The organism is Streptosporangium vulgare, assembly GCF_042428775.1.
GTDB lineage: Bacteria > Actinomycetota > Actinomycetes > Streptosporangiales > Streptosporangiaceae > Streptosporangium > Streptosporangium vulgare.
The window spans coordinates 90137-110314 of sequence record NZ_JBHMBS010000004.1; the positions used below are offsets into that span (position 1 = coordinate 90137).

16 protein-coding genes and 1 tRNA gene are annotated in these 20178 nt (G+C 72.2%); 12 read left to right on the top strand and 5 right to left on the bottom strand.

The window, feature by feature from the left end; translation table 11 throughout:
- Nucleotides 1-69: 69 nt before the first annotated feature.
- Nucleotides 70-1287, top strand: a complete 1218-nt coding sequence (locus ACFFRH_RS09950) for a DUF418 domain-containing protein (protein ID WP_344745604.1) — start codon at nucleotides 70-72, stop codon at nucleotides 1285-1287.
- A gap of 7 nt (nucleotides 1288-1294) precedes the next feature.
- Here the strand turns inward: ACFFRH_RS09950 and ACFFRH_RS09955 are convergent, their stop codons facing one another.
- On the bottom strand, nucleotides 1295-2608 hold the full coding sequence (locus tag ACFFRH_RS09955; protein ID WP_386155817.1) for a GH39 family glycosyl hydrolase: 1314 nt from the start codon (nucleotides 2606-2608) through the stop codon (nucleotides 1295-1297).
- Nucleotides 2609-2925: 317 nt separating this feature from the next.
- On the bottom strand, nucleotides 2926-3951 hold the full coding sequence (locus tag ACFFRH_RS09960) for a phosphotransferase family protein (RefSeq protein ID WP_344745602.1): 1026 nt from the start codon (nucleotides 3949-3951) through the stop codon (nucleotides 2926-2928).
- Between the two features lie 197 nt (nucleotides 3952-4148).
- Here ACFFRH_RS09960 and ACFFRH_RS09965 point away from each other — a divergent pair, with 197 nt between their 5' ends.
- Entirely contained in the window at nucleotides 4149-5231 is a 1083-nt protein-coding gene (locus ACFFRH_RS09965) for a GNAT family N-acetyltransferase (protein ID WP_344745601.1), read from the top strand.
- Between the two features lie 62 nt (nucleotides 5232-5293).
- On the opposite strand, the gene pdxR is transcribed toward ACFFRH_RS09965, so the two are convergent.
- Nucleotides 5294-6679, bottom strand: a complete 1386-nt coding sequence (pdxR, locus tag ACFFRH_RS09970) for a MocR-like pyridoxine biosynthesis transcription factor PdxR (RefSeq protein ID WP_344745600.1) — start codon at nucleotides 6677-6679, stop codon at nucleotides 5294-5296.
- Nucleotides 6680-6746: 67 nt separating this feature from the next.
- On the opposite strand from pdxR, the gene ACFFRH_RS09975 reads away from it, so the two are divergent.
- The 8 genes from ACFFRH_RS09975 to ACFFRH_RS10010 all read left to right on the top strand — a co-directional run bounded on the left by ACFFRH_RS09975 (nucleotide 6747) and on the right by ACFFRH_RS10010 (nucleotide 15215).
- Nucleotides 6747-7400 carry a pyridoxamine 5'-phosphate oxidase family protein gene (locus ACFFRH_RS09975; RefSeq protein ID WP_344745599.1) on the top strand — a complete coding sequence of 218 codons (654 nt, stop codon included), beginning with the start codon at nucleotides 6747-6749 and terminating at the stop codon, nucleotides 7398-7400.
- 80 nt (nucleotides 7401-7480) lie between these two features.
- Nucleotides 7481-9445 (top strand): protein kinase domain-containing protein, encoded by a 1965-nt coding sequence (locus tag ACFFRH_RS09980; protein ID WP_386155820.1) that lies wholly within the window; start codon nucleotides 7481-7483, stop codon nucleotides 9443-9445.
- A gap of 126 nt (nucleotides 9446-9571) precedes the next feature.
- Complete coding sequence (locus tag ACFFRH_RS09985) at nucleotides 9572-11284, top strand: serine/threonine-protein kinase (RefSeq protein WP_344745596.1); 1713 nt, start codon at nucleotides 9572-9574, stop codon at nucleotides 11282-11284.
- A gap of 19 nt (nucleotides 11285-11303) precedes the next feature.
- A complete protein-coding gene (locus tag ACFFRH_RS09990; RefSeq protein WP_344745595.1) occupies nucleotides 11304-12749 on the top strand; it encodes a protein kinase family protein in 1446 nt (481 codons plus the stop codon).
- Between the two features lie 55 nt (nucleotides 12750-12804).
- Nucleotides 12805-14031, top strand: a complete 1227-nt coding sequence (locus tag ACFFRH_RS09995; RefSeq protein ID WP_386155822.1) for a DUF2510 domain-containing protein — start codon at nucleotides 12805-12807, stop codon at nucleotides 14029-14031.
- Between the two features lie 22 nt (nucleotides 14032-14053).
- Nucleotides 14054-14656 (top strand): oligoribonuclease, encoded by a 603-nt coding sequence (gene orn, locus ACFFRH_RS10000; protein ID WP_344745593.1) that lies wholly within the window; start codon nucleotides 14054-14056, stop codon nucleotides 14654-14656.
- A 76-nt stretch (nucleotides 14657-14732) separates the two neighbouring features.
- Nucleotides 14733-14808, top strand: a tRNA-His gene (locus tag ACFFRH_RS10005).
- A 152-nt stretch (nucleotides 14809-14960) separates the two neighbouring features.
- Nucleotides 14961-15215 carry a helix-turn-helix domain-containing protein gene (locus ACFFRH_RS10010; RefSeq protein ID WP_344745592.1) on the top strand — a complete coding sequence of 85 codons (255 nt, stop codon included), beginning with the start codon at nucleotides 14961-14963 and terminating at the stop codon, nucleotides 15213-15215.
- Between the two features lie 245 nt (nucleotides 15216-15460).
- Here the strand turns inward: ACFFRH_RS10010 and lat are convergent, their stop codons facing one another.
- On the bottom strand, nucleotides 15461-16762 hold the full coding sequence (lat, locus tag ACFFRH_RS10015) for an L-lysine 6-transaminase (RefSeq protein ID WP_344745616.1): 1302 nt from the start codon (nucleotides 16760-16762) through the stop codon (nucleotides 15461-15463).
- 269 nt (nucleotides 16763-17031) lie between these two features.
- On the opposite strand from lat, the gene ACFFRH_RS10020 reads away from it, so the two are divergent.
- Nucleotides 17032-18231, top strand: a complete 1200-nt coding sequence (locus ACFFRH_RS10020; RefSeq protein WP_344745617.1) for a M20 metallopeptidase family protein — start codon at nucleotides 17032-17034, stop codon at nucleotides 18229-18231.
- Nucleotides 18232-18420: 189 nt separating this feature from the next.
- Here the strand turns inward: ACFFRH_RS10020 and trhA are convergent, their stop codons facing one another.
- Nucleotides 18421-19089: a PAQR family membrane homeostasis protein TrhA gene (gene trhA, locus ACFFRH_RS10025; protein ID WP_344745618.1), complete on the bottom strand. Its 669-nt coding sequence runs from the start codon at nucleotides 19087-19089 to the stop codon at nucleotides 18421-18423.
- Nucleotides 19090-19214: 125 nt separating this feature from the next.
- Here trhA and ACFFRH_RS10030 point away from each other — a divergent pair, with 125 nt between their 5' ends.
- Nucleotides 19215-20063 carry a spermidine synthase gene (locus tag ACFFRH_RS10030; protein ID WP_344745619.1) on the top strand — a complete coding sequence of 283 codons (849 nt, stop codon included), beginning with the start codon at nucleotides 19215-19217 and terminating at the stop codon, nucleotides 20061-20063.
- Nucleotides 20064-20178 lie beyond the last annotated feature (115 nt).

The window sequence follows — 20178 nt, forward strand, 5'->3', positions numbered from 1 at the left end:
CGCGCGCGCCATACTGAGCACCGTTCGCCGGGGGGCGTACATCTCGCAAGCTGCTCGAAGGACGGTCAGATGCTCGCAGGGGAACCCCGTGGCCGGGCGGGGGCCTCCACCGAGGTCGCGGGGCGGCGGATCGCGGCGGTCGACGCGCTGCGTGGTTTCGCGCTGTTCGGCATCGTGGTGGTCAACATCACCTACCTCGCCTCGGGTTACCGGATGGCGGGGCTGGCGGCGCCGTCGTTCTCCGCGCCGCTCGACTGGGTGGTGCGCTGGGTCGTCTCGGTGTTCTTCGAGAACAAGTTCTATCTGCTGTTCGCCTTCCTGTTCGGCTACAGCTTCACCCTCCAGATCGACTCGGCCCGCAGGTCGGCGGCGGCGTTCGTGCCCCGGTTCCTGCGCCGCCTGGGCGGGCTGTTCCTGCTCGGCCTGGCCCACGGGATCCTGTTGTTCCCCGGTGACATCCTGGCGACGTACGCGATCGTGGGGCTGGTCCTGCTGGCGGTGCGGCGGATCACCCCGCGCACCGCGCTGATCGCCGCGCTCGCGCTGACGGTGGCGCTGGCCGCGGGGGTGCTGTTGCTGGCCGCGCTGGCGACGCTGGGCACCGACGCCTCCGAGGCCGTGTCGGAGAGCGCGGCGCAGGCCGCCGTGTCGGACCGGGCCCTGCACGGCTCCGCATCCATGATCATCAACGAGCATCTGCACAAGCTCGCCAAGATCTTCGTGATGCGGGTCTTCTTCCAGGGGCCCACCGTGCTCGCCGCCTGCCTGGTCGGGCTGGCCGTGGGCAAGCTGCGGCTGCTGACCGACCTGTCCGGGCACACGGCCACGCTGCGGCGGCTGCAGTGGGCGGGGTTCACCGCGGGACTCGCCGGGGCGCTGGTCTACGCGCACTCGACCTGGTCGGGCGGCGGGCACGCGTACCACATGGTCGGCCAGTCGGTGAGCCTGGTGACCGCGCCGCTGCTGGCCGCGGCCTACGCCGCCACCCTGTTGCGCCTGCTGCCCGCGGCGCCCCGGCTGGCCGGGGCGCTCGCGGCGCCCGGCAGGCTGGCGCTGACGAACTATCTGGGGCAGTCGCTGATCAGCTCGCTCATCTTCACCGGCTACGGGCTGAGCCTGGTCGACCAGGTCAGCCCGCTCCGTGTGGTCTCGATCGGCGTCGGCATCTTCGTGGCGCAGGCCGTCTGGAGCCGGTGGTGGCTGCGCCGCCACCGCTACGGGCCCGCGGAGTGGCTGCTGCGCTGGTTCACCAACCGGAGCGGGCCCGCCCGCTCCCCGGGCGCCTAGGTCGCCGCTAGGCTCCCCCGCGCTCGCTCCACCTCACCTCGTACGGCTTCAGCTGGAACTGCTTGCCGTCCACGACGGTGGTGGCGTCCGCGGCGGTGGTGTTGACCATCACGAGCTGGCGCTCCTGGGCCAGGACCCGCACCCGCGTGTTGGAGGAGGTCACCGGCTCCAGGGGGATCCCGAGGGGGAACCACTTGGTGAAGCCGCTCATGATGCCCGCCATGGGCATCTCGGCGCCGGTGGTCGGGTGCCACAGGCAGCCGGGGCAGGCCTGGTCGTCGCCGGTGGACCTGCGCTGGGGGTTCCAGAAGAGCGAGGTGGTGACGCCGCTGGTGGCGAACTCCATCATCGCGGCCGCGTGGACGGCGATGCGGCGGTCCTCCTCCCAGTCGCTGTTGATGGGCTCGACGTACCACTCGGCCCACCAGACCGGCAGGTCGCCGCTCTTGTCCCTGAGCCATCTGGTGAGGGCGCCGAACTTGCCCAGGGCGGTGAACTCGTCGGGGAAGGCGCCGGCCTCCTTGGTGACCGAGGCGCCGTCGACGACGATGAAGTCGGCGCCCTTCTTGTTCTCGATCCAGTACTCGACCGCCTCCAGGTCGCGCTGGACGATGCTTCCCCACGGTCCCTGGATCTCCGCCCCCGGCTCGGGGGTGCTGGTGCTGCCGACCGACACGTAGGGGCCGCCGACCTTGATCTCCTTGTCGACGGCCTTCAGCGCGTCGTAGACCTTGTTGTAGAACTCGGTGTAGCCCTCGATGTCCCAGCGGTTCTGGGCCGTGTTCCAGAAACCCTTCAGCTCGTTCCACACCATGAAGTGCTTGACGGTGGGGTAGCGCCTGGCGACGGTCGCGGCGAGCCTGGCGTAGTCGTCGAAGTGCTCGGGCCGCGGCGCGGTCTCCAGCTGCGTCCAGTCGGTCCTGCCCGAGCTGCCGCCCTTCATCCAGTCGGGCGAGCAGCACAGCGTGATGATCGGGATGGACTGGGAGCCGGCCATGAACCTGATCCGGCGGTCGAGGTCACGGAAGTCGTTCTTGCCGGGCGCCGGTTCGGGATTGCCCGCGCCCCAGCCCATGATGTGCTGGTTCTGCAGCATCGGGACCCGGCTGAGCATGTGGGAGGCGGCCTCGGCGACCTCGCCGCCCTCGTTGTCGGCGCTGAACTCCGTGTGGGTGATGCCCCAGCGCGGCCACTCGTGCACGGCGGGGGGTGCCTCCAGCACGGGCGCCGCCTCTGTCGGGGCCATCGTCATGGTCTGTCCGCGCGGAACGTCCGGTTTGGCGGCATAGGCGATGATGCCTACCACGAGTGCCGCCGTCACGACCAACGCTCCCAGTGCGACCGGCCAGGCCGGGCGCCGTCGCTGGTGCCGTCCGTTAGTCGGTATCACCGAATCCTCTATCCTCGCAGGTCAACGAATGTAGCGTTCCACAGCGGCATCGGACGTGACGGTGCCCTGGCATGGTTCACAGGCAAGCGTTACCGGCCGCGGCGCAAGCGTATCGATGGCGGCTTGCATGACGCTTGAAACTTCTACGGTACTTCCCGCCCACCCCCCGGGACCTTCCGCGGATTCCGGCGGCTCCCGGCGGCTCCCGACGGATTCCGGCGGCGCGGGTGTGGGGATCGCCGGGCGGTTCAGTCCCCCAGGACCCGCAGGGCCCGGTCGACGAGCGTGGGGACGGCCGCGCCGATGTGCTCGAAGCCCTCGCCGACGGTCTTGCCCTGCGTGAACCTGGCGTGGATGCCCTCCACGATGACGGCGAGCTTGTAGTTGCCGAAGGCCACGTAGAAGTCCAGGTCGGACAGGTCCGCGCCGGAGACCTTGGCGTAGTGGGCGGCGAACTCCCGGGCGGTGAGGAAGCCCGGGGCCACGGTGACGCCCGCCGCGACCGGGACCGAGGCGCGCTCCTCGTCGCCGGGGTCCTGCCAGTAGGTGAGGGTGAGGCCGAGGTCGGCCAGGGGGTCGCCGAGCGTGGACATCTCCCAGTCGACGACGGCGAGGATGTCGGGATCCGGGGAGAGCCGCACGAGCGTGTTGTCGAGCCGGTAGTCGCCGTGGACCAGCGTCGAGGCGGAGCGCGCGGGCAGGCGCTCGCGCAGGCGGGCCACCAGGCGGTCGTACGCGGGCAGCTCGGCGGTCTTCGACCGCTCCCACTGCTGGCCCCAGCGCTCCAGCTGGCGGGCCATGTATCCCTCGGGACGCCCGAAGTCGCCCAGCCCCACCTCCCTGTAGTCGATCGCGTGGATCGCGGCGAGCACCTCGGCCAGCCGCTCCGACAGCCGCCGGGTCTGGGCGGGGGTGAGCCCCAGGGCGTCCTCCTGGGTCCGCACGGCCGCGCCGTCCACGTGCCCCATGAGGTAGAAGGGCGCCCCGATCACGTCCTGGTCGTCGCAGAAGGCGACCGGCTCGGGCACCGGGACCGAGGTCGGCGCGAGCGCCGAGATCACCCGCCACTCGCGCCGCATGTCGTGGGCGGTCGGCAGCACGTGTCCCAGCGGGGGCCGGCGCAGCACCAGGCGGCGCCCGGAGGTCTCGACGACGTACGTCAGGTTGGACCTGCCGCCCGCGATCAGGGAGACCCCGGTAGGCTCACCGGCGCCGGGGACATTGGCCGCGATCCACTCGACGAGGCGCGGCCAGTCGATGCCAGGGGTGCTCATAGCCACCCATTAGAACGTCACTCGGGTCAGCGGCGCCAGCCGGGGTCGCCCAATGAGATCCCGAAACGTTGTGGGGGACACCACCCATCCCCAGTTCCGTCCTTTATCGTTACATTACGTCCCTACCAGCATGCTTGAGCTTTACGGCATTCTTCACAGGATGACGTAGGGGACCCCGCACATCCCAGTAGGAGCTCATGCGCGTCTCAGTTGTTCAGCCCCGTGACCTCGGCCCGGCCGACCTCGACCGATGGAGAAGCCTCCAGGGCGCCGACCCCGCCTTCGACAGCCCGTTCCTGTCGCCGGAGTTCACCGTCACCGTCGGAGCGCTCCAGGAACGTGTCCGGGTGGCGGTGTTGCACGACGGGGCGGACGTGGTCGGGTTCTTCCCCTTCGAGCGCCATCCGATGGGCATCGGCATGCCCGTCGCCGCGGGCCTGACCGACGCGCAGGGGCTGGTCCACGCCAAGGACGTGGAGATCGACGCGCAACGGCTGATCAGGGAGTGCGGCCTGGCCGTCTACGAGTTCGACCACCTGATCTCCGGGCAGCCGCTGCTCCAGCCGGGGCACGACAGGCACCCCTCGCCGATCATCGATCTGCGCGACGGCTACGAGCCGTACATCGAGACGATCAAGGCGACCTCCGGAAAGACCTACCGCTCGACCGCGTACAAGAGCCGCAAGCTCCAGCGCGACGTCGGGCCGCTCCGGCACGACTACGCCACCACCGACCTGGCTCCGCTGCGCACGCTGCTCGGCTGGAAGACCGAGCAGTACCGCCGCACCGGCCGCACCGACCGGTTCGCCCGGCCGTGGATCGTGGAGCTGGTCGAGCGGTTCCTCGCCACCGACACCGAGCACTTCGGCGGGGTCCTCGACATGCTGTACGCGGACGGCAAGCCGGTCGCCGGGCACTTCGGGCTGCGCACCGGCACCACCCTCGCGGGCTGGTTCCCCGCCTACGACACCGCCTTCGCGAAGTACTCCCCCGGCCTGATCCACCACCTGGCCATGGCCGAGAAGGCCGCCGAGGCCGGGATCCAGGTCATCGACATGGGCCGCGGCGAGAAGGAGTACAAGGAGAAGCTCAAGAACGGCGAGTACGAGGTCGCGGAGGGCCGGATCGCCCGGCTGAGCCCCGGCGCCGGGGTCCACTGGATGCTGCGCGTGCCGGTTCGCAAGGCGCGTGGCACGGTCCTGGCCAGCCCGCTGCTGCGCACCACCGCCGACCGCGCCCTCAAGACGTACGGCCGCCTGCGGACGTCCATGCAGGCCTGAACCGGCTCGCCGCCGCGGCGTGGGAACGGTCCTTTCCCGCCGCGGCGGCCCCGGTGAGCAGGTCAGCCGATCAGTTCGGCGACCACCGAGACACCCCGCCTGACGTCGGCCCGCGACGCGGAGCCGTAGCCGATCACCAGGCCGTGCCGCAGGCGCGGCCCGTAGTAGTGGCGGGCCATCGAGTCGAGCAGCACGCCCCGGGCGCGGGCCGCCTCGACCAGTGGCTCGACCACGCCCTCGGGCAGCTCCACCATGACGTGCAGGCCCGCGGTGTCGCCCATGACCCGGGAGCCGAGGAGGCCGACGATCACGGCGCGGCGGCGCGCGTACTCCAGGCGCGTCCGGCGCAGGTGCCGGTCCAGGTCCCCGTTCTCCAGCAGCACCGCCACCGCCTGCTGGGCCGGGCCGCTCGTGCGGTCGGCGAGGGCGTCCCTGGTCACGGCGAGTGCCTCGACGAAACCCGGGCGGGCTACCAGCCAGCCGACGCCGACGTCGGGGGTGAGCGCCTTGCTCAGGCTGCCCAGCAGCACCACCCGGCCGGGGTCGAGACCGTGCAGGGCGGGCAGCGGGGCGACGTCGTAGCGGAACTCGGCGTCGTAGTCGTCCTCCACGACGATCGCGCCGGTGCGACGGGCCCAGGCGAGAAGGCGTTCCCTGCGCGGGATGGGCAGGCGCCCGCCGAGGGGGTACTGGTGGGCGGGGGTGGTGTACAGGACGCGCAGGTCCTCGGGGAGGCCGTCCACGACGACGCCGTCCTCGTCGACCGGGCAGGGCACGAGCTCGGCGCCCCTCCCGGCGAAGACGTTCCTGGCGACGCGGTAGCCGGGCTCCTCGACGCCCGCCCGGTCACCGGGCCGCAGGAGGGTCGCGGCGACCAGGTCGAGCCCGTTGCCGGTCCCCCGGGTGACCATGATGTTCTCCGGGCCGACGGGGATCGCCCTGGTCCTGCGGAGGTGCTCGGCCAGCGCGGCCCGCAGCCTCGGGAGGCCGCGGGGGTCGGGGTCGCTCGCCGGCGGCAGGTCGGCCGCCCCCCGCCAGGCCCTGCGCCAGGCCGCCCTGTCGTAGTCGTGCACCCACGGCCGCCCCGGACGCAGGTCGATCACCCCTCGCCTGTTCTCGCCGACCAGCGCGGGAGCGACCGGAACGGGCACGGGAGCGGGAACGGGAGCCCGCCCCTCGGCGGGAACCGCCATGTCGGCCACGTAGGTGCCCGAGCCGTGCCGCCCTTCGAGCCAGCCTTCCGCGTAGAGCTGCTGGTAGGCCTCCGTGACGACGGTGCGGCTCACCGCGAGCTGGCGGGCGAGGGCCCGGGTGGAGGGCAGGCGCTCTCCCGAGGAGAGGGCCCCGCCGCGCATGGCGTCCCTGAGCCGGTCGCCGAGCTGGACGGCGAGCGCCGTACCGGCCTCGCGGTCCACCGATACGGGCAGGTCGACGGAGGGACGCGGCAAAGTGGTCTCCTGTAAGCGCGTGAAAGTGGACGTGTTCTCGATATCCACTTCTCCCTAGGTTAGTGGCATGGTCTCCACGCTCTCCACGACTCCCCGCACCACCCTCAACCGCGCGAAGGACAGGGGCCGGACCTCCCGCGAGGACCTGTACGCGGTGCTGGACGCCGGGCTGGTCTGCCACCTGGGCGTCCTGGCCGGCGGCTCCCCCATGGTGGTCCCCACCGGCTACGGCCGGATCGGCGACACCCTCTACCTGCACGGCTCCACCGGCGCGACCTCCCTGCGCACCGCGGACGAGGTCTGCGTCACGGTGACCCACGTGGACGGCGTCGTGCTGGCCCGCTCGTCCTTCCACCACTCGCTCAACTACCGTTCCGCCATGGTCTACGGCCGCCCCCGCCGGGTGGAGGACACCGAGGAGCGCCTCGCCGGGCTGCGGGCGATCACCGAGCAGCTCGCCCCCGGCCAGTGGGACGCCACCCGCCCGCCCACCCGCAAGGAGCTCGCCGCGACCACGGTGCTCGCCCTCTCCCTGGCCGAGGCGTCGGTGAAGGTGCGCCAGGGACCGCCGGTCGACGACGAGGAGGACTACGACCTGCCGATCTGGGCCGGGGTGCTGCCGCTCCACCAGGTCTGGGGCACCCCCGAGCCCGATCCCGCGCTGACCCGGGACCTGGCCGTGCCCGAGCACATCGCGTCGCGAACCATGCCCGTTCGGTAAGCCTCTCCGGCAAACCCGCGCCACGCGCCGAGCGTCTCCATGACGAGGCCCCTGTCGGGCCCCGGACCATGGAGGCGGTCATGACGGCCATCGGCTGGACACCCCCCGGCTACACCGAGCTGCGCGAACTCGGCGCGGGCGGCGGCGGGCGGGTGGTCCTCGCCCGTCACGACGAGTCGGGCACCCAGGTGGCGATCAAATACCTGGCCGAGTGGCTCAGGGACGACCCGGGCTTCCTCGCCCGCTTCCGCGAGGAGGCCAGGCTCCTGGTCGAGCTGGCGGACGAGAACGTGACCCGGCTGTACGAATACGTCGAGGTGCCCGGCGGCGCCGCCATCGTGATGGAGGCCGTCAACGGCGTCTCCCTGCGCGCGCTGCTGCGCGAGCACGGCCCGACGGGGCCCGAGGCGGCGCTGGCCGTGCTCAAGGGCTCGCTGTCGGGGCTGGCCACCGCTCACCGGACCGGGCTGGTGCACCGCGACTACAAGCCGGAGAACGTGCTCGTCGAGGCCACCGGCACCAGCAAGCTGGTCGACTTCGGCATCGCCGTACGGACCGGAGGGGGCGGCCGGGCCGCGGGCACCCCGCCCTACATGGCTCCCGAGCAGTGGGCGGGCGCCCCGGCCTCCCCCGCCTCCGACGTCTACGCCGCGACGGCGGTCTTCTTCGAGTGCCTGGCCGGGCACCGCCCGTACCCCTCAGGTGAGCGGGTCGTGCTGATGCACCAGCACATGACCGCGCCGATCCCGGTGGACGAGGTCCCCGAGCCGGTAAGGCCCCTGGTCGCCAGGGGCCTGGCCAAGCGGCCCGGTGACCGGCCGGCCACCGCCGCGGAGTTCCTGGCGGAGCTGGAGAGCGTCGCGGTCGCGGGATACGGGCGGGAGTGGGAGGAGCGCGGGCGGGCCGGGCTCGCCGCCCTGGTGGCGCTGCTTCCCCTGCTGTTCCCGTCCGGCGGTCCCGGCCCGGTGGCCGGGACCACGCTGTTCAGGACGGTGCTGGGCACGCTGCGGTCGAGGTCCGCCGGGGTGGCGGCGGGCGCCGCGGGGGTGATGCTGATCGCGGGCGGCGCCGGCGTGTACGCCCTCGCCTCGGGAGGACCCGAGCGGCCTCGCGTGATCGACGTGGTCGCCGCGACGCCGCCCCCGCCGCCCTCCCCCGGTACGCGGAGCCAGGCGCCGCCGTCCCTGCCCGCGCCCTCTCCCGCGGCCTTCTCCCCTCCCGTGTCCGCGGGACCCACCTCGCCCACCGGTCCCGGCGCGGGGCAGACCGGCTCCTCCGCGGGACCGGCCCCGTCCTCCGGTCCCACCGGGGGGAGCACCCCCTCCGCCGGCGGGACGACCGCTCCCCCCGACACCGGCACGCCCGGACCGACACCCCCGGCATCACCGGCATCCCCGCCGACGCCGACGCCACCGTCCTCCCCTCCGACGCCGACGACCGGTCCCTCCACCGCGCCGCCGGGGGCGGGGGTTCGCCGGGTGGAGGTGGTGCGGGCCGGTGTCGACGCGCGGGGCGCGGCCCTGGTGGCGGTCTCGGTCGACACGGCGAGCGCCCGGAAGGTACGCCTGCGCGTGGTCTTCCGCGCCGGCCGGGCCGTGCGGAGGACGGCCGTGCCGCTGTCGGGCGCGACGAGCTACTCGCGTACGGTCAGGTTCGCTTTCCCCCGGGTGGGGTGCGGGGCCGCCTGGAACGTGGTGGTGACCGGCCTTCCCTCGGGCCGTACGAGCGGCGCGAGCGGTGAGACCTCCCCGTGCGCCGGGCCGACGCGCACCCCGGGACCGGCCCCGACGGTGACCAGGACTGCCGCGCCCACCTCCAGGCCCACCACCGCGCCCACTTCCACGCCCACCACCGCGCCCGCCTCCAGGCCCACGCGGAAGCCCGCCCCGGGGCCGGCGGGCGCCCGCACCGGACGCCCCGGGCCGGAGGCGACGGTCACCCGCACCGCGCGGGCCGGGGCGCAGCCGTCGGCCCCCCTCAGCGCAAGACCGAAAATCGGTATTTCGGTCACACCTCCCCTGCCGGGGACATCAGGCCACCCGTAGCGGATAACCACTGATCAGCTCCATACCGTGAGACCTATTCGCGGTTAATGAGCGGAATGCAGCTATCTATGGCTAGGCTACGGTCCGTCTGTTATGGGTGGGGGCCCAGACAACTGAGGAGACCGTATGTACGGCACGCCATCGGCCTGGCGAGTCCCCGGATACACCGAGATCCGCGAGTTGGGCGCCGGTGCGGCCGGGCGTGTGGTGATGGCTCGGCACGACGCCGACGACGTCCTGGTGGCGATCAAGTATCTGTCCGACGAGCTCAGGAACGACGTCGGGTTCGTGGCCCGCTTCCGGCACGAGGCGCGGGTGCTCAACACCCTGAGCAGCCCGCACTCCGTCCGGCTGTACGACTACGTCGAGACCGGTGACGGCGCGGCCATCGTGATGGAACTGGTCAACGGCGTCGCCCTGCGGGCGCTGCTGCGCTCGGAGGGACCGACCGGCCCCGAGGCCGCGTTGCTCGTGCTCAAGGGCTCGCTGCTGGGACTGGCCGCCGCGCACTCGGCGGGTGTGGTGCACCGCGACTTCAAGCCCGAGAACGTGATGGTGGAGGCCGACGGGAGGAGCAAGCTCGTCGACTTCGGCATCGCGGTCCGCTCCGGTGACGGCGACACCCCCGCGGGCACGCCGCCCTACATGGCTCCCGAGCAGTGGATGGGCGGCCCCGCCGGGCCCGCCACCGACGTCTACGCCGCCACCGTCGTGTTCTTCGAGTGCCTCACCGGCACCCGCCCCTTCCGGGCCACGAACATCGCCGCGCTCGCCCGCCAGCACCAGGTCACGCCTCCGCCGGTCGAGGAGGTGCCCACCGCCCTGCAGGGGCTGGTCGAGCGCGGCCTGGCCAAGCACCCCGCCGACCGCCCGCCGACCGCCACCGCCTTCCTCACCGAACTGGAGGCGGTGGCCGCCGACGCCTACGGCCCCGAATGGCAGGAGCGCGGCCGGCGCCGCCTGGCCGGGATCGCCGGGCTGCTGGCCGCGATGTTCCCGCTGGACGCGCCCGTCCCGGGGGCCGACACCTCGCTGGCCATGACCGAGCTCGACGGTGACGGCGGCGTCGGCGGCGAGGGCTGGGAGAAGACCTCCTCGGTCAGCAGGCTGAGCGTCAAGATCCTCATCGGCGTCGGCTGTATCGCGGTGATCGGCGGGCTGACCGCGGTGCTGGTCGGCTCGGGCGATCCCACGGAGATCCAGTCGCAGAGTTCCGTCACCTCGCAGAGCCCGACCCCTTCCGACTCGCTGGAGACGCTTCTCCCCGGGGACGAGACCGACGAGACCGACGAGCCGGTGGAGGAGTCGCCGTCCGCGGCCACGCCGACGCCGACCCCGACCCCGAGCACCACCGCCACCTCTGGCCTCCCGCCCGTGGCGCCCACCGCGACGTCGGCGGCCGCCACGCCCACGCCGTCGGCGAGACCCACCAGAAGGCCCACCACGCGGCCGACGAGGACGCCGACGCGGCAGCCGACCCCGCCTCCCACCCCGGAGAGCAATTCCACCCTGGACGGCCCCCGCGATCCCGGCCGCCCCACGACCAGGCCGCCGTCGCCCACCCCGACCCGGCCGACCACCGCCCCGACCCAGCCCACGTCCACGCCGACCCGGCCCACCTCCAGCCCCACCCGTACGGCGGAGCCGGAGCCCACCCCCACCACGGAGCCCTCGTCACCGGGTACCGGGTCGCCTCCGACCCTCACCTCCTCGCCGCTGCCGCCCGTGGAGACCACCCCGGCCGCCTTCCTCGCGCTGGGCCTGGTGACGAGTGGTGCCGTACCGTTCACACTGGCCGTCAAGCGTGGCATGGCGGGACGGCACCGGAAACGCCGGTAGACAGGGGAGCGATCGCGATATGAGCACCGACCGGGGAGGCTTCGCCGGGTTCCGGCTGACCGGTCGCACCTGGGTGGACGACCTGGGGATCTGGTCGTCGGCCGTCGCGGCCGACGGGCGGCCGGGGAGCGCGCTCAGGTTCGACCCCCGGCTGGTCGCCGATCCCTCGGCGCGCGAGCGGCTGGTCGCGGCCGTGATCGCCGACCGCAGGCTCGCGCAGAGCGGCATGACCGGGCTGGTCCCGGTCGCCGACCTCGTCACGGCCGGGGACGAGGTCTGGCTGATCACCTCGGAGCCGGTCGGCCCGACGGTGGGCGACCTGCTGTCGTCCGGCCTGCCCGGGTCGTCCCGGCCCGACGCGGGCAGCGCGGCCACGGTCCTGGCGGAGACCGCGCAGACGCTGCTGGCCGTACACGCCTCCGGCCTCGCCCACGGGGAGCTCCACCCGGGCACCGTGGTGATCGCCGCGGACGGGTCGGCGCTGCTCGCGGAGCGAGGGCTGGCCGACGCCCTGCTCGGCCGGCCCCCCGCGCCGGAACGCGACGTGGCGGCCTGGGCGTCGCTCGCCCGGGGGCTCGCCGCGACCTGGGCCTCGGCCGACCGCGGGGCCGCCGGGCTGCTGGAGAGGGTGGCGGCGACGGCCTCCATCCGGGGCCTCGCCCCCGCGCGCGACGCGCTGCTCGCCGGGCGCGACGTGCTGCCGTCCGGGTTCACCACCCGCGACAGGCTGGTGGCGACCCTGCACCGGTGGCCGGAGCACGAGGCGCCCACCCTGGGCGGGCATCCGGCGCCCGTACGCCCCGCCCCCGACGAGGGGGAGATCGTCACGCTGCTGCACGTCCCGAGGCCGGGTGACCCGCGCGGCTCAGCGGGGGGCGACCAGCAGGCCCCGGGGGGCGGCGAGCGCCGGCCCGAGGACGTGGTCATGCGGTTCGGTCCCGGGGTGCCGTCGGAGACCACCGCCGCCCAGCTGTGGCGGGCCGGCCGGGACCAGCAGCAGACCGAGTTGCCGTCCGGCAGGCTCGCCGCCGCCGCGGCTCCCCGTGCGCGGCGCAGGCGCGGCCGTACGGTCCTCGCCTCGGCGATCCTCGCGCTGATGGTCGTGGGCGCGCTGGCGATCTGGCTGTTCCGGGGCCCGGCGACGCCGCTGGAGGTGACGAAGGTGGACGTCAGCGCCCCAAAGAAGGCGCAGGGGTGCGACACGACGGTCAAGATCACCGGCGTGCTGTCCACCAACGGCGCGGGCGGTGAGGTCCGCTACCAGTGGAAGCGGAGCGACCGCAAGGAGCCGATCGCCCAGACCGACCAGATCGCGTCCGGGGACGCCTCGCACGAGGTGAGCCTGGAGTGGACGGTCAAGGGCGAGGGGAATTTCAAAGGAACCGCCACCCTGATGGTGCTCTCCCCGGTCCCCGAGGGGAAGAAGATCCAGGACAGAGCCACCTTCACCTACAAATGTTCATGAGTGATCACCAAGGTCCACAATGCGGCACAAAGCCGTTCTTACTACTCTGGCGGCCATGACCACGCAGACCCCCTCCGGTTGGTATCCCGACCCCTACGGCTCACCGCTGTTGCGGTGGTGGGACGGCAGTGAGTGGACCGACGCCACTCATCAGACGGACGCTCCCACGGGGCAGGGCACGGCGCCGGGCTCACAGACCGGCCCCTTCCTCCAGCAGCACTCCGCGGGGCCCGGCCCCCAGCAGACAGGGCCGCATCCGGCCGGGCCCGGCCCCCAGCAGACGGGACCGCGCCCCACGCAGGAAGGCCCTCGCGGGACCGGCCCCTCCGGTTCCTTCCCCTCCGGCCCTTCCGGCCCCCCCGCCCCGTCCGGCCCCTCCGGCCAGTGGTCTCCTCCGGCCGCGCACCAGCAGGGCGCGCAGGCGCCGACGGGTGCGGGACAGCCGCACTGGGGCGGGCCGCCGAACGGCCACACGGCGCAGATGCCCCTCCCGCCGTACGACGGCTACCCGTCCGCGCCGCCGCCGCGCAAGAGCGGCCCCCTCCCGTGGATCCTGGGCGGCGGTGGCGTGCTGGTCCTGATCGTCGTGATCGTGGTCGCCGCGATGTACCTGATCAACCCCGAGCGCAGGAACACCGCGGGCGAGCCGACCGGCCTCACGACGCCGCCTCCCACCGCGCCCCTGGAGCCCAGCCAGGAGCCGACCCCCGAGGCGACGCCCGCGCCCTCGGGGAGCGCGCCGCCCAAGGCCGTCGACGGGCGCGTCACGGACCCGGTGACCGGCCTGTCGTACGAGATGCCCGGCGAGCCGTGGGAGGTGCCGCCCAGCGTCGGCGGCGGGCTCGGGTTCGTCTGGTCCAGCGCGGCCGTCGCCGTCGCCCAGGAGAACTTCGACGGCAGGGGCGGCGACTGGCTCGGCAACGTGCTGACCGGCGAGCTTCCCGACCAGTACGGCTACCAGGGCGTCGGCAGCATGCGTTCGGTCGCCGCGACGCTGCTGCAGGTCGTGGAGCCCGCCTTCTACACCCCGCCGCACAGCCGGAAGATCGTCGAGGACAAGGCCGTCAAGGTCAGCGGGAAGGACGCCTGGCTGCTCGTCTTCGACCTGGACTTCTCCGAGCAGGCCGAGGCCAACGGCTGGAAGTGGAAGCAGGAGCGGGCCGCGTTCTTGATCGTAGATCGTGGCGAGAACACCCGTCCGGCGCTGGCCTACATCTCCGTACCGGACAATCTCGACATATCCGTAGCAGACAAGGTGATCAAGTCATTCAAGCTCCCGTGAAGTGAGTACTACCCTGAGGGCTATGAGTGACCTGCTGGTCTGGATCGACTGTGAGATGACCGGGCTCGACCTTGGACGTGACGCGCTTGTCGAGGTGGCCTGCGTGGTCACCGACGGCGAGCTGAACCAGCTCGACGAGGGGGTGGACGTGGTCATCAAGCCCCCGCCCGAGTCCCTTGAGCAGATGTCGGAGGTGGTGCGGGAGATGCACACCGCCTCCGGCCTGCTGGAGGCGCTGGGGGGCGGTGTCACGCTGGCCGAGGCCGAGTCAATGGTGCTCGAATACATCAGGAGCCACATCCGGGAGCCGAAGAAGGCCCCGCTGTGCGGCAACTCCATCTCCACGGACCGGTCGTTCCTCTCCCGTGACATGCCGGCCGTGGACGCGTTCCTGCACTACCGGATGATCGACGTCTCCTCGGTGAAGGAGCTGGCCAGGCGCTGGTACCCCCGCGTCTACTTCGCCTCGCCGGAGAAGCAGGGCGGCCATCGGGCGCTGGCCGACATCGTCGAGAGCATCCGGGAGCTGCGCTACTACCGCGCGGCGGTCTTCGTGCCCCAGCCGGGCCCCGACTCCGCCACCGCCAGGGAACTGGCCGAGGGCGTGTCCACGCACAGGGCTTGAGCGTTTCACGAGAAACCCGGTACGAAACGACTCCCAAAGACCGCTACACTTTTCATGTGCTGCTGCGGCGGCGATGGTGGGCGTAGCTCAGTTGGCAGAGCGCTAGGTTGTGGTCCTAGATGCCGGGGGTTCAAGTCCCCTCGCTCACCCCACGAGAACGGCCGGTCCCCAGGGACCGGTCGTTCTTCATTTCCAGCCTCATTACCCCCAAAAGTGGATATTGCAGGTTATGCTCGCTGCTATCGCTACGCCGTTAGTATCGGGGGTTTCGGCGACCTGACCGTGTTGCAGCCACGGAGGCCGGATGAGAGTCGACGATGCCCCGTTCGAGGCAGAGCCCAGAGTCGTGACGGGTCTGAGCAGGCGTGAGACCGAGGTCATGGAACTGATCGCGACGGGTCGCTCCAACGGGCAGATCGCCCAGCACCTGTTCCTGAGCGAGAAGACCGTGAAGAACCACGTGAACCGGATCTACGCCAAGCTCGGCGTCGACTCGCGGGTCACCGCGATCGACCTGTGGCTGGAACGGTCGGCCGGCGAGGAAGCCCAGCACTACTAGCGCCCGCCCGCGCGAGGAACCCCGGTGCCGTGAGACGGAAGGGACCCCATCGCCGCCGGGCGCGACGAACCCCGGGGCCGCCGAGCGGCGGGAATCCCGTACCGCTGGGCTGGCGAGCCCCGACACCGCGTGGGGAGATCCCGAACCGCCCAGCGGGGGAACCCCGATACCGCGTGGCGCGGGAAGTCCCGTACCGCCCAGCGGGAGAAATCCCGACACCGCGTGGCGCGGGAAGTCCCGTACCGCTAGGCGGAGAGGCGCAGGCAGCGGGAGGCCTCCAGGGCGCGGGCGATGGCGGACGTGCCCTCCGCCAGCTCCTCCGAGGTGATCGAGAGCGCCGGGCGCAGCCGTACCGACCGCTCGCCGCAGGGCAGGACCAGCACGCCCTCCTCCTCACGCAGGCGGGCCACCAGGAGGTCGCGCTCCACCGCGTCCGGCAGGTCGAAGGCGCACATCAGCCCGCGCCCGCGCGCGTTCTCCGCGAGCTCGGGGAAGCTCTCCTGGATCTCCCGCAGCGCCGCGAGGAGCTCGGCGCCGAGCCTGCCCGCACGCGGGATCAGGCCGTCGCGCTCCACGATCTCCAGCATCCGGCGGGACCGGACCATGTCCACCAGCCCGCCGCCCCAGGTGGAGTTGATCCTGCCGCTGACCTGGAACACGTTTCCGGGCACCGTGTCGACCCTGCGGCCCGCCATGATCCCGCCCACCTGCACCTTCTTGCCGAAGGCCACGACATCGGGGCGCAGGCCCAGCTGCTGGTACACCCAGGGGGTGCCGGTGGTCCCCGCGCCGGTCTGCACCTCGTCCATGACGAGGAGGGCGTCGTACTCGTGGCAGAGCCGTTCCATCGCGAGCAGGAACTCCGCCCGCATGTGGTTGTCGCCGCCCTCGCCCTGGATGGGCTCGGCGATGAAGCAGGCGATGTCGTGGGGGTGGCGCTCGAAGGCCGCCCGCGCCGCGGCCAGGGACCTCTCCTCGGCCGCCTCGACGTCGCCGAGGTGGATCGCGGGCACCTCGATCCTCGGCCAGTCGAACTTCGGGAAGCGGTCGGTCTTGATCGGATCGGTGTTCGTCAGCGAGAGCGTGTAGCCGCTGCGGCCGTGGAAGGCGCGGGTGAGGTGGAGCACTTTGGTGCCGAGTTCCGGGGGGCGCCCCCGCGACGCGTTGAGACGGCTCTTCCAGTCGAACGCGCACTTCAGCGCGTTCTCCACGGCGAGGGCGCCGCCTTCCACGAAGAACAGGTGCGGCAGCTCGGGGTCGCCGAGCACCCGGGCGAACGTCTCGGCGAAGTCGGCCAGGTGGGTGGTGTAGAGATCGGAGTTGGAGGGCTTGTTCGCGGCGACCCTGCCGAGCAGCGCGAGGAACTCCGGATCGCCGTCGAACGGGTTCACCCCGAGGGGCGCCGAGGCGAAGAAGGAGTAGAAGTCCAGATAACTTCGGCCGGTATGGGCGTCGACGAGACGGGAACCCCGGCTCCGTTCGAGGTCCAGCACGAGCCGGTAGCCGTCGACGAGCAGGTGACGGGCGAGACGGCCATGAACGTCCATGTCCCCTCCACGGTGATCCGAGAAGATGATCCCCTGTCGTTGACGCATTTACACGGAGACATTACGCATGAGATTCGACTTCCATGAAGATTTTCTTGCTCCCGTGCGGCTGAGACGCGAAAATCCGGGCGCCGGGACCGCGCGGCCGGGTCTCCCCCGGATGACCTCTCCCTTCCCGAAGATCACCCCTCCCGAGCCCACAAGCCGGTCAAATCGACCTATCGTGCGATAAGTGCGATAAGGCAGTACAACCGCCAGGAGGAAACCCGATGTCCCTTCGCGAATCCGCAGCCGACATGCGGGACGAGCTGGCCCGCCTCCGGCACGCCCTGCACCGGGAGCCGGAACTCGGCCTCGACCTGCCACGCACGCAGGAGAAGGTGCTGACGGCACTGTCGGGCCTGCCCCTGGAGGTACGGCTCGGCGAGGGGCTGAGTTCGATCACCGCCGTGCTGCGCGGCTCCCTGCCGGGGCCGACCGTGCTGCTCAGGGGCGACATGGACGCCCTGCCGGTCACCGAGCGGGGCGACGCGGCGGTCACCTCGCGGCTGGCCGGGCGGATGCACGCCTGCGGCCACGACTTGCACACCACCATGCTGGCGGGCGCGGCGCACCTGCTGGCCGCCGGGCGCGACCGGCTCGCGGGAAACGTGATCTTCATGTTCCAGCCCGGCGAGGAGGGCCCCGGCGGCGCGAAGATCATGATCGACGAGGGCGTGCTGGACGTGACGGGCGAGCGTCCGGTCGCGGCCTACGCCCTGCACGTGATCAGCTCGATACTTCCCCAGGGCGTCTTCGTGACCAGGAGTGGCCCGATCATGGCCGCCGCGGACAGGTTCACGGTGACCGTACGAGGCACCGGAGGCCACGGCGCCTCCCCGCACCGCGCCAAGGACCCCATCCCCGCGGCGTGCGAGATGGTCACCGCGCTGCAGACCATGGTGACGCGCGGGTTCGACGTGTTCGACCCCGTGGTCGTCACCGTCGGCAGCTTCCACGCGGGCAGCGCCGACAACGTGATCCCCGAGGAGGCCCGCTTCGAGGCCACGATCCGCTCGTTCTCCTCCGCCGCGCACGCTCGCGTCCAGGAGCGGGCGGTGACCCTGGTGAAGGGCATCGCGGCGGCACACGGGCTGGAGGTGGACGCCGACTACGAGGTGAGCTACCCGGTCACGGTCAACGACGGCGCCGAGGCCCGCTTCGCGGGCGCGGCCATCCGCGAGGTCTACGGCGAGCGGCGCTTCGTCGAGGCCCCCCAGCCGTTCACCGGCTCCGAGGACTTCTCGTTCGTCTGCGACCAGGTGCCGTCGGCCTTCGTGGCACTCGGCGCCTGTCCCGCGGACCTCGATCCGGGCAGGGCCGCCTACAACCACGCCCCCGAGGCGAGGTTCGACGACGCGGTGCTGCCCGACGGTGCCGCGCTCTACGCCGAGCTCGCGACCCGCCGCCTCGCCCTCGCCGCGAACTGAGCGGACCCAGCGAACCCAGCGAATCCAGCGGATCCAGCGTGAGACGAACCGGCGGACCGGGCGCGAGGTGAGCGAGCCGGGCGCGAGGTGAACATGGGATGGGCGCGAGGTGGACGGGCCGGCGGCACGGGCTCCGTCCGGCCCGCGTCACCCGGCCGCGTCTCAGCGTCACCGCGTCACCCGACCGCGTCACACGGCCGCGTAGACCACCAGCGAGACCGCCACGTACTGCGCCAGATAGGCGGCGACGGTGAAGGCGTGGAAGACCTCGTGGAAGCCGAACCACCGGGGAGAGGGGTCGGGCCGGCGCGTGCCGTACACGATCCCGCCCACCGTGTAGAGCACCCCCCCGAGGAAGAGCAGGGCCACCGCGACCATCCCCGCGCCCTCCACGAGCTGGGGCAGCACGAAGACGGCGGTCCAGCCGAGGGCGATGTAGAGGGCGGTCGAGAGCCAGCGGGGGGCACCGGTCCACAGCACCCGGAAGAGGACCCCGGCGATCGCGCCGGTCCAGATCACGGCGAGCACGACCGCACTGGCCGGTCCGTCCAGGGCGAGCAGCGCGAACGGGGTGTAGGTGCCCGCGATGATCAGGTAGATGTTGGCGTGGTCGAGGCGCCGGAGGACCTCCTCCGAGCGCGGGGAGAGCGTCCCACGGTGGTAGGTGGCCGAGATGCCGAAGAGCAGACCGGAGGTGATCGCGTAGACCACGGCGGCGAACCTCGCCTCCGGGGTGGGCCCCAGCGCGACGAGGACGAATCCCGCGACGAGCGCCACGGGCAGCGCCCCGGCGTGCAACCAGCCGCGAAGACGGGGCTTGACGGACTCTGCGAGCGTTTCGGCAAGGATCGGGGCCATGAACCTACGGTAGCGTAACTTACGTAGCCGTAGGTTGTGATCTGCCCTACACGGGACTCAACCGGCCGCGACTGCGCATATGGTTTCCCCTTCGGGTTCGCATCAGGGAGAAGAGGACCGAGCCGATGGGCAGGCGGGAAACGCGGGAGCCGATGCCGGGACGGTATCCGGTGACCTTCGGCGAGGTCGATCTCCTACAGGACCTCGACCGGCCCTCCGGCTGGGTGGTCTCCAAGGACGGCGTGCCGCAGTCGTACGTCGACCTCGACGACGCCACCTACCTCGACTTCGAGTACGTCAGGCTGATGGCCGACGTCATCGACCTCCTCGACGAGGGGCCGCTGGACGCCGTGCACGTGGGCGGCTGCGCCTGCACCCTGCCCCGTTACGTCGCGGCGACCCGCCCCGGGTCCCGGCAGGTCGTCGCCGAGCCGGACGAGGGGCTCGTCCAGCTCGTCAGGGACCAGCTCCGGCTGAAGTCGGTGCCCCGGCTCAAGGTCAGGATCCTCGACGGCCGCACCGCGACCGCCGGTCTCGGCGACGCCTCGGCGGACCTGCTCGTGCTGGACGCCTTCAGCGGTGCCACGATGCCGATCGACCTGGCCACCTCCGAGTACATGGGAGACGTCGCCCGCGTCCTGCGCGCGAGCGGCACCCTGCTGATCAACGTCGCCGACGGCAAGGGGCTGGCCTTCGTCCGCCGGGTGCTCGCCACCGTCCGCGGCACCTTCCCCCAGGTGGTGCTGCTCGCTGAGCCCGGCGTCATGCGGGGACGCCGCTTCGGCAACCTCATCGTCGCCGCCTCCCGCGTTCCCCTGCCCGCCTCCGACCTGACCCGGAGGGCCGCGGGCGGCCTCACCCAGGCCCGCTGCGTGTACGGCGAGGACATCGTCAACTTCATCGCCGGAGCCCGCCCGCTGAACGACGGCGACGCCGTGGTCATCCCCGTCCCCCCACCCGCGGTCTTCGGCTGACCCGGTCGCCGCCCCCTGGCCCCCGGCCTTTCGGTCCAGCACGTCGCCCCGCTCCCTCACCCCCCGCCCCTCACCCCTCCGCCCCTCAGCCCTCCGCTCCTCAGCGGCCTCTCGG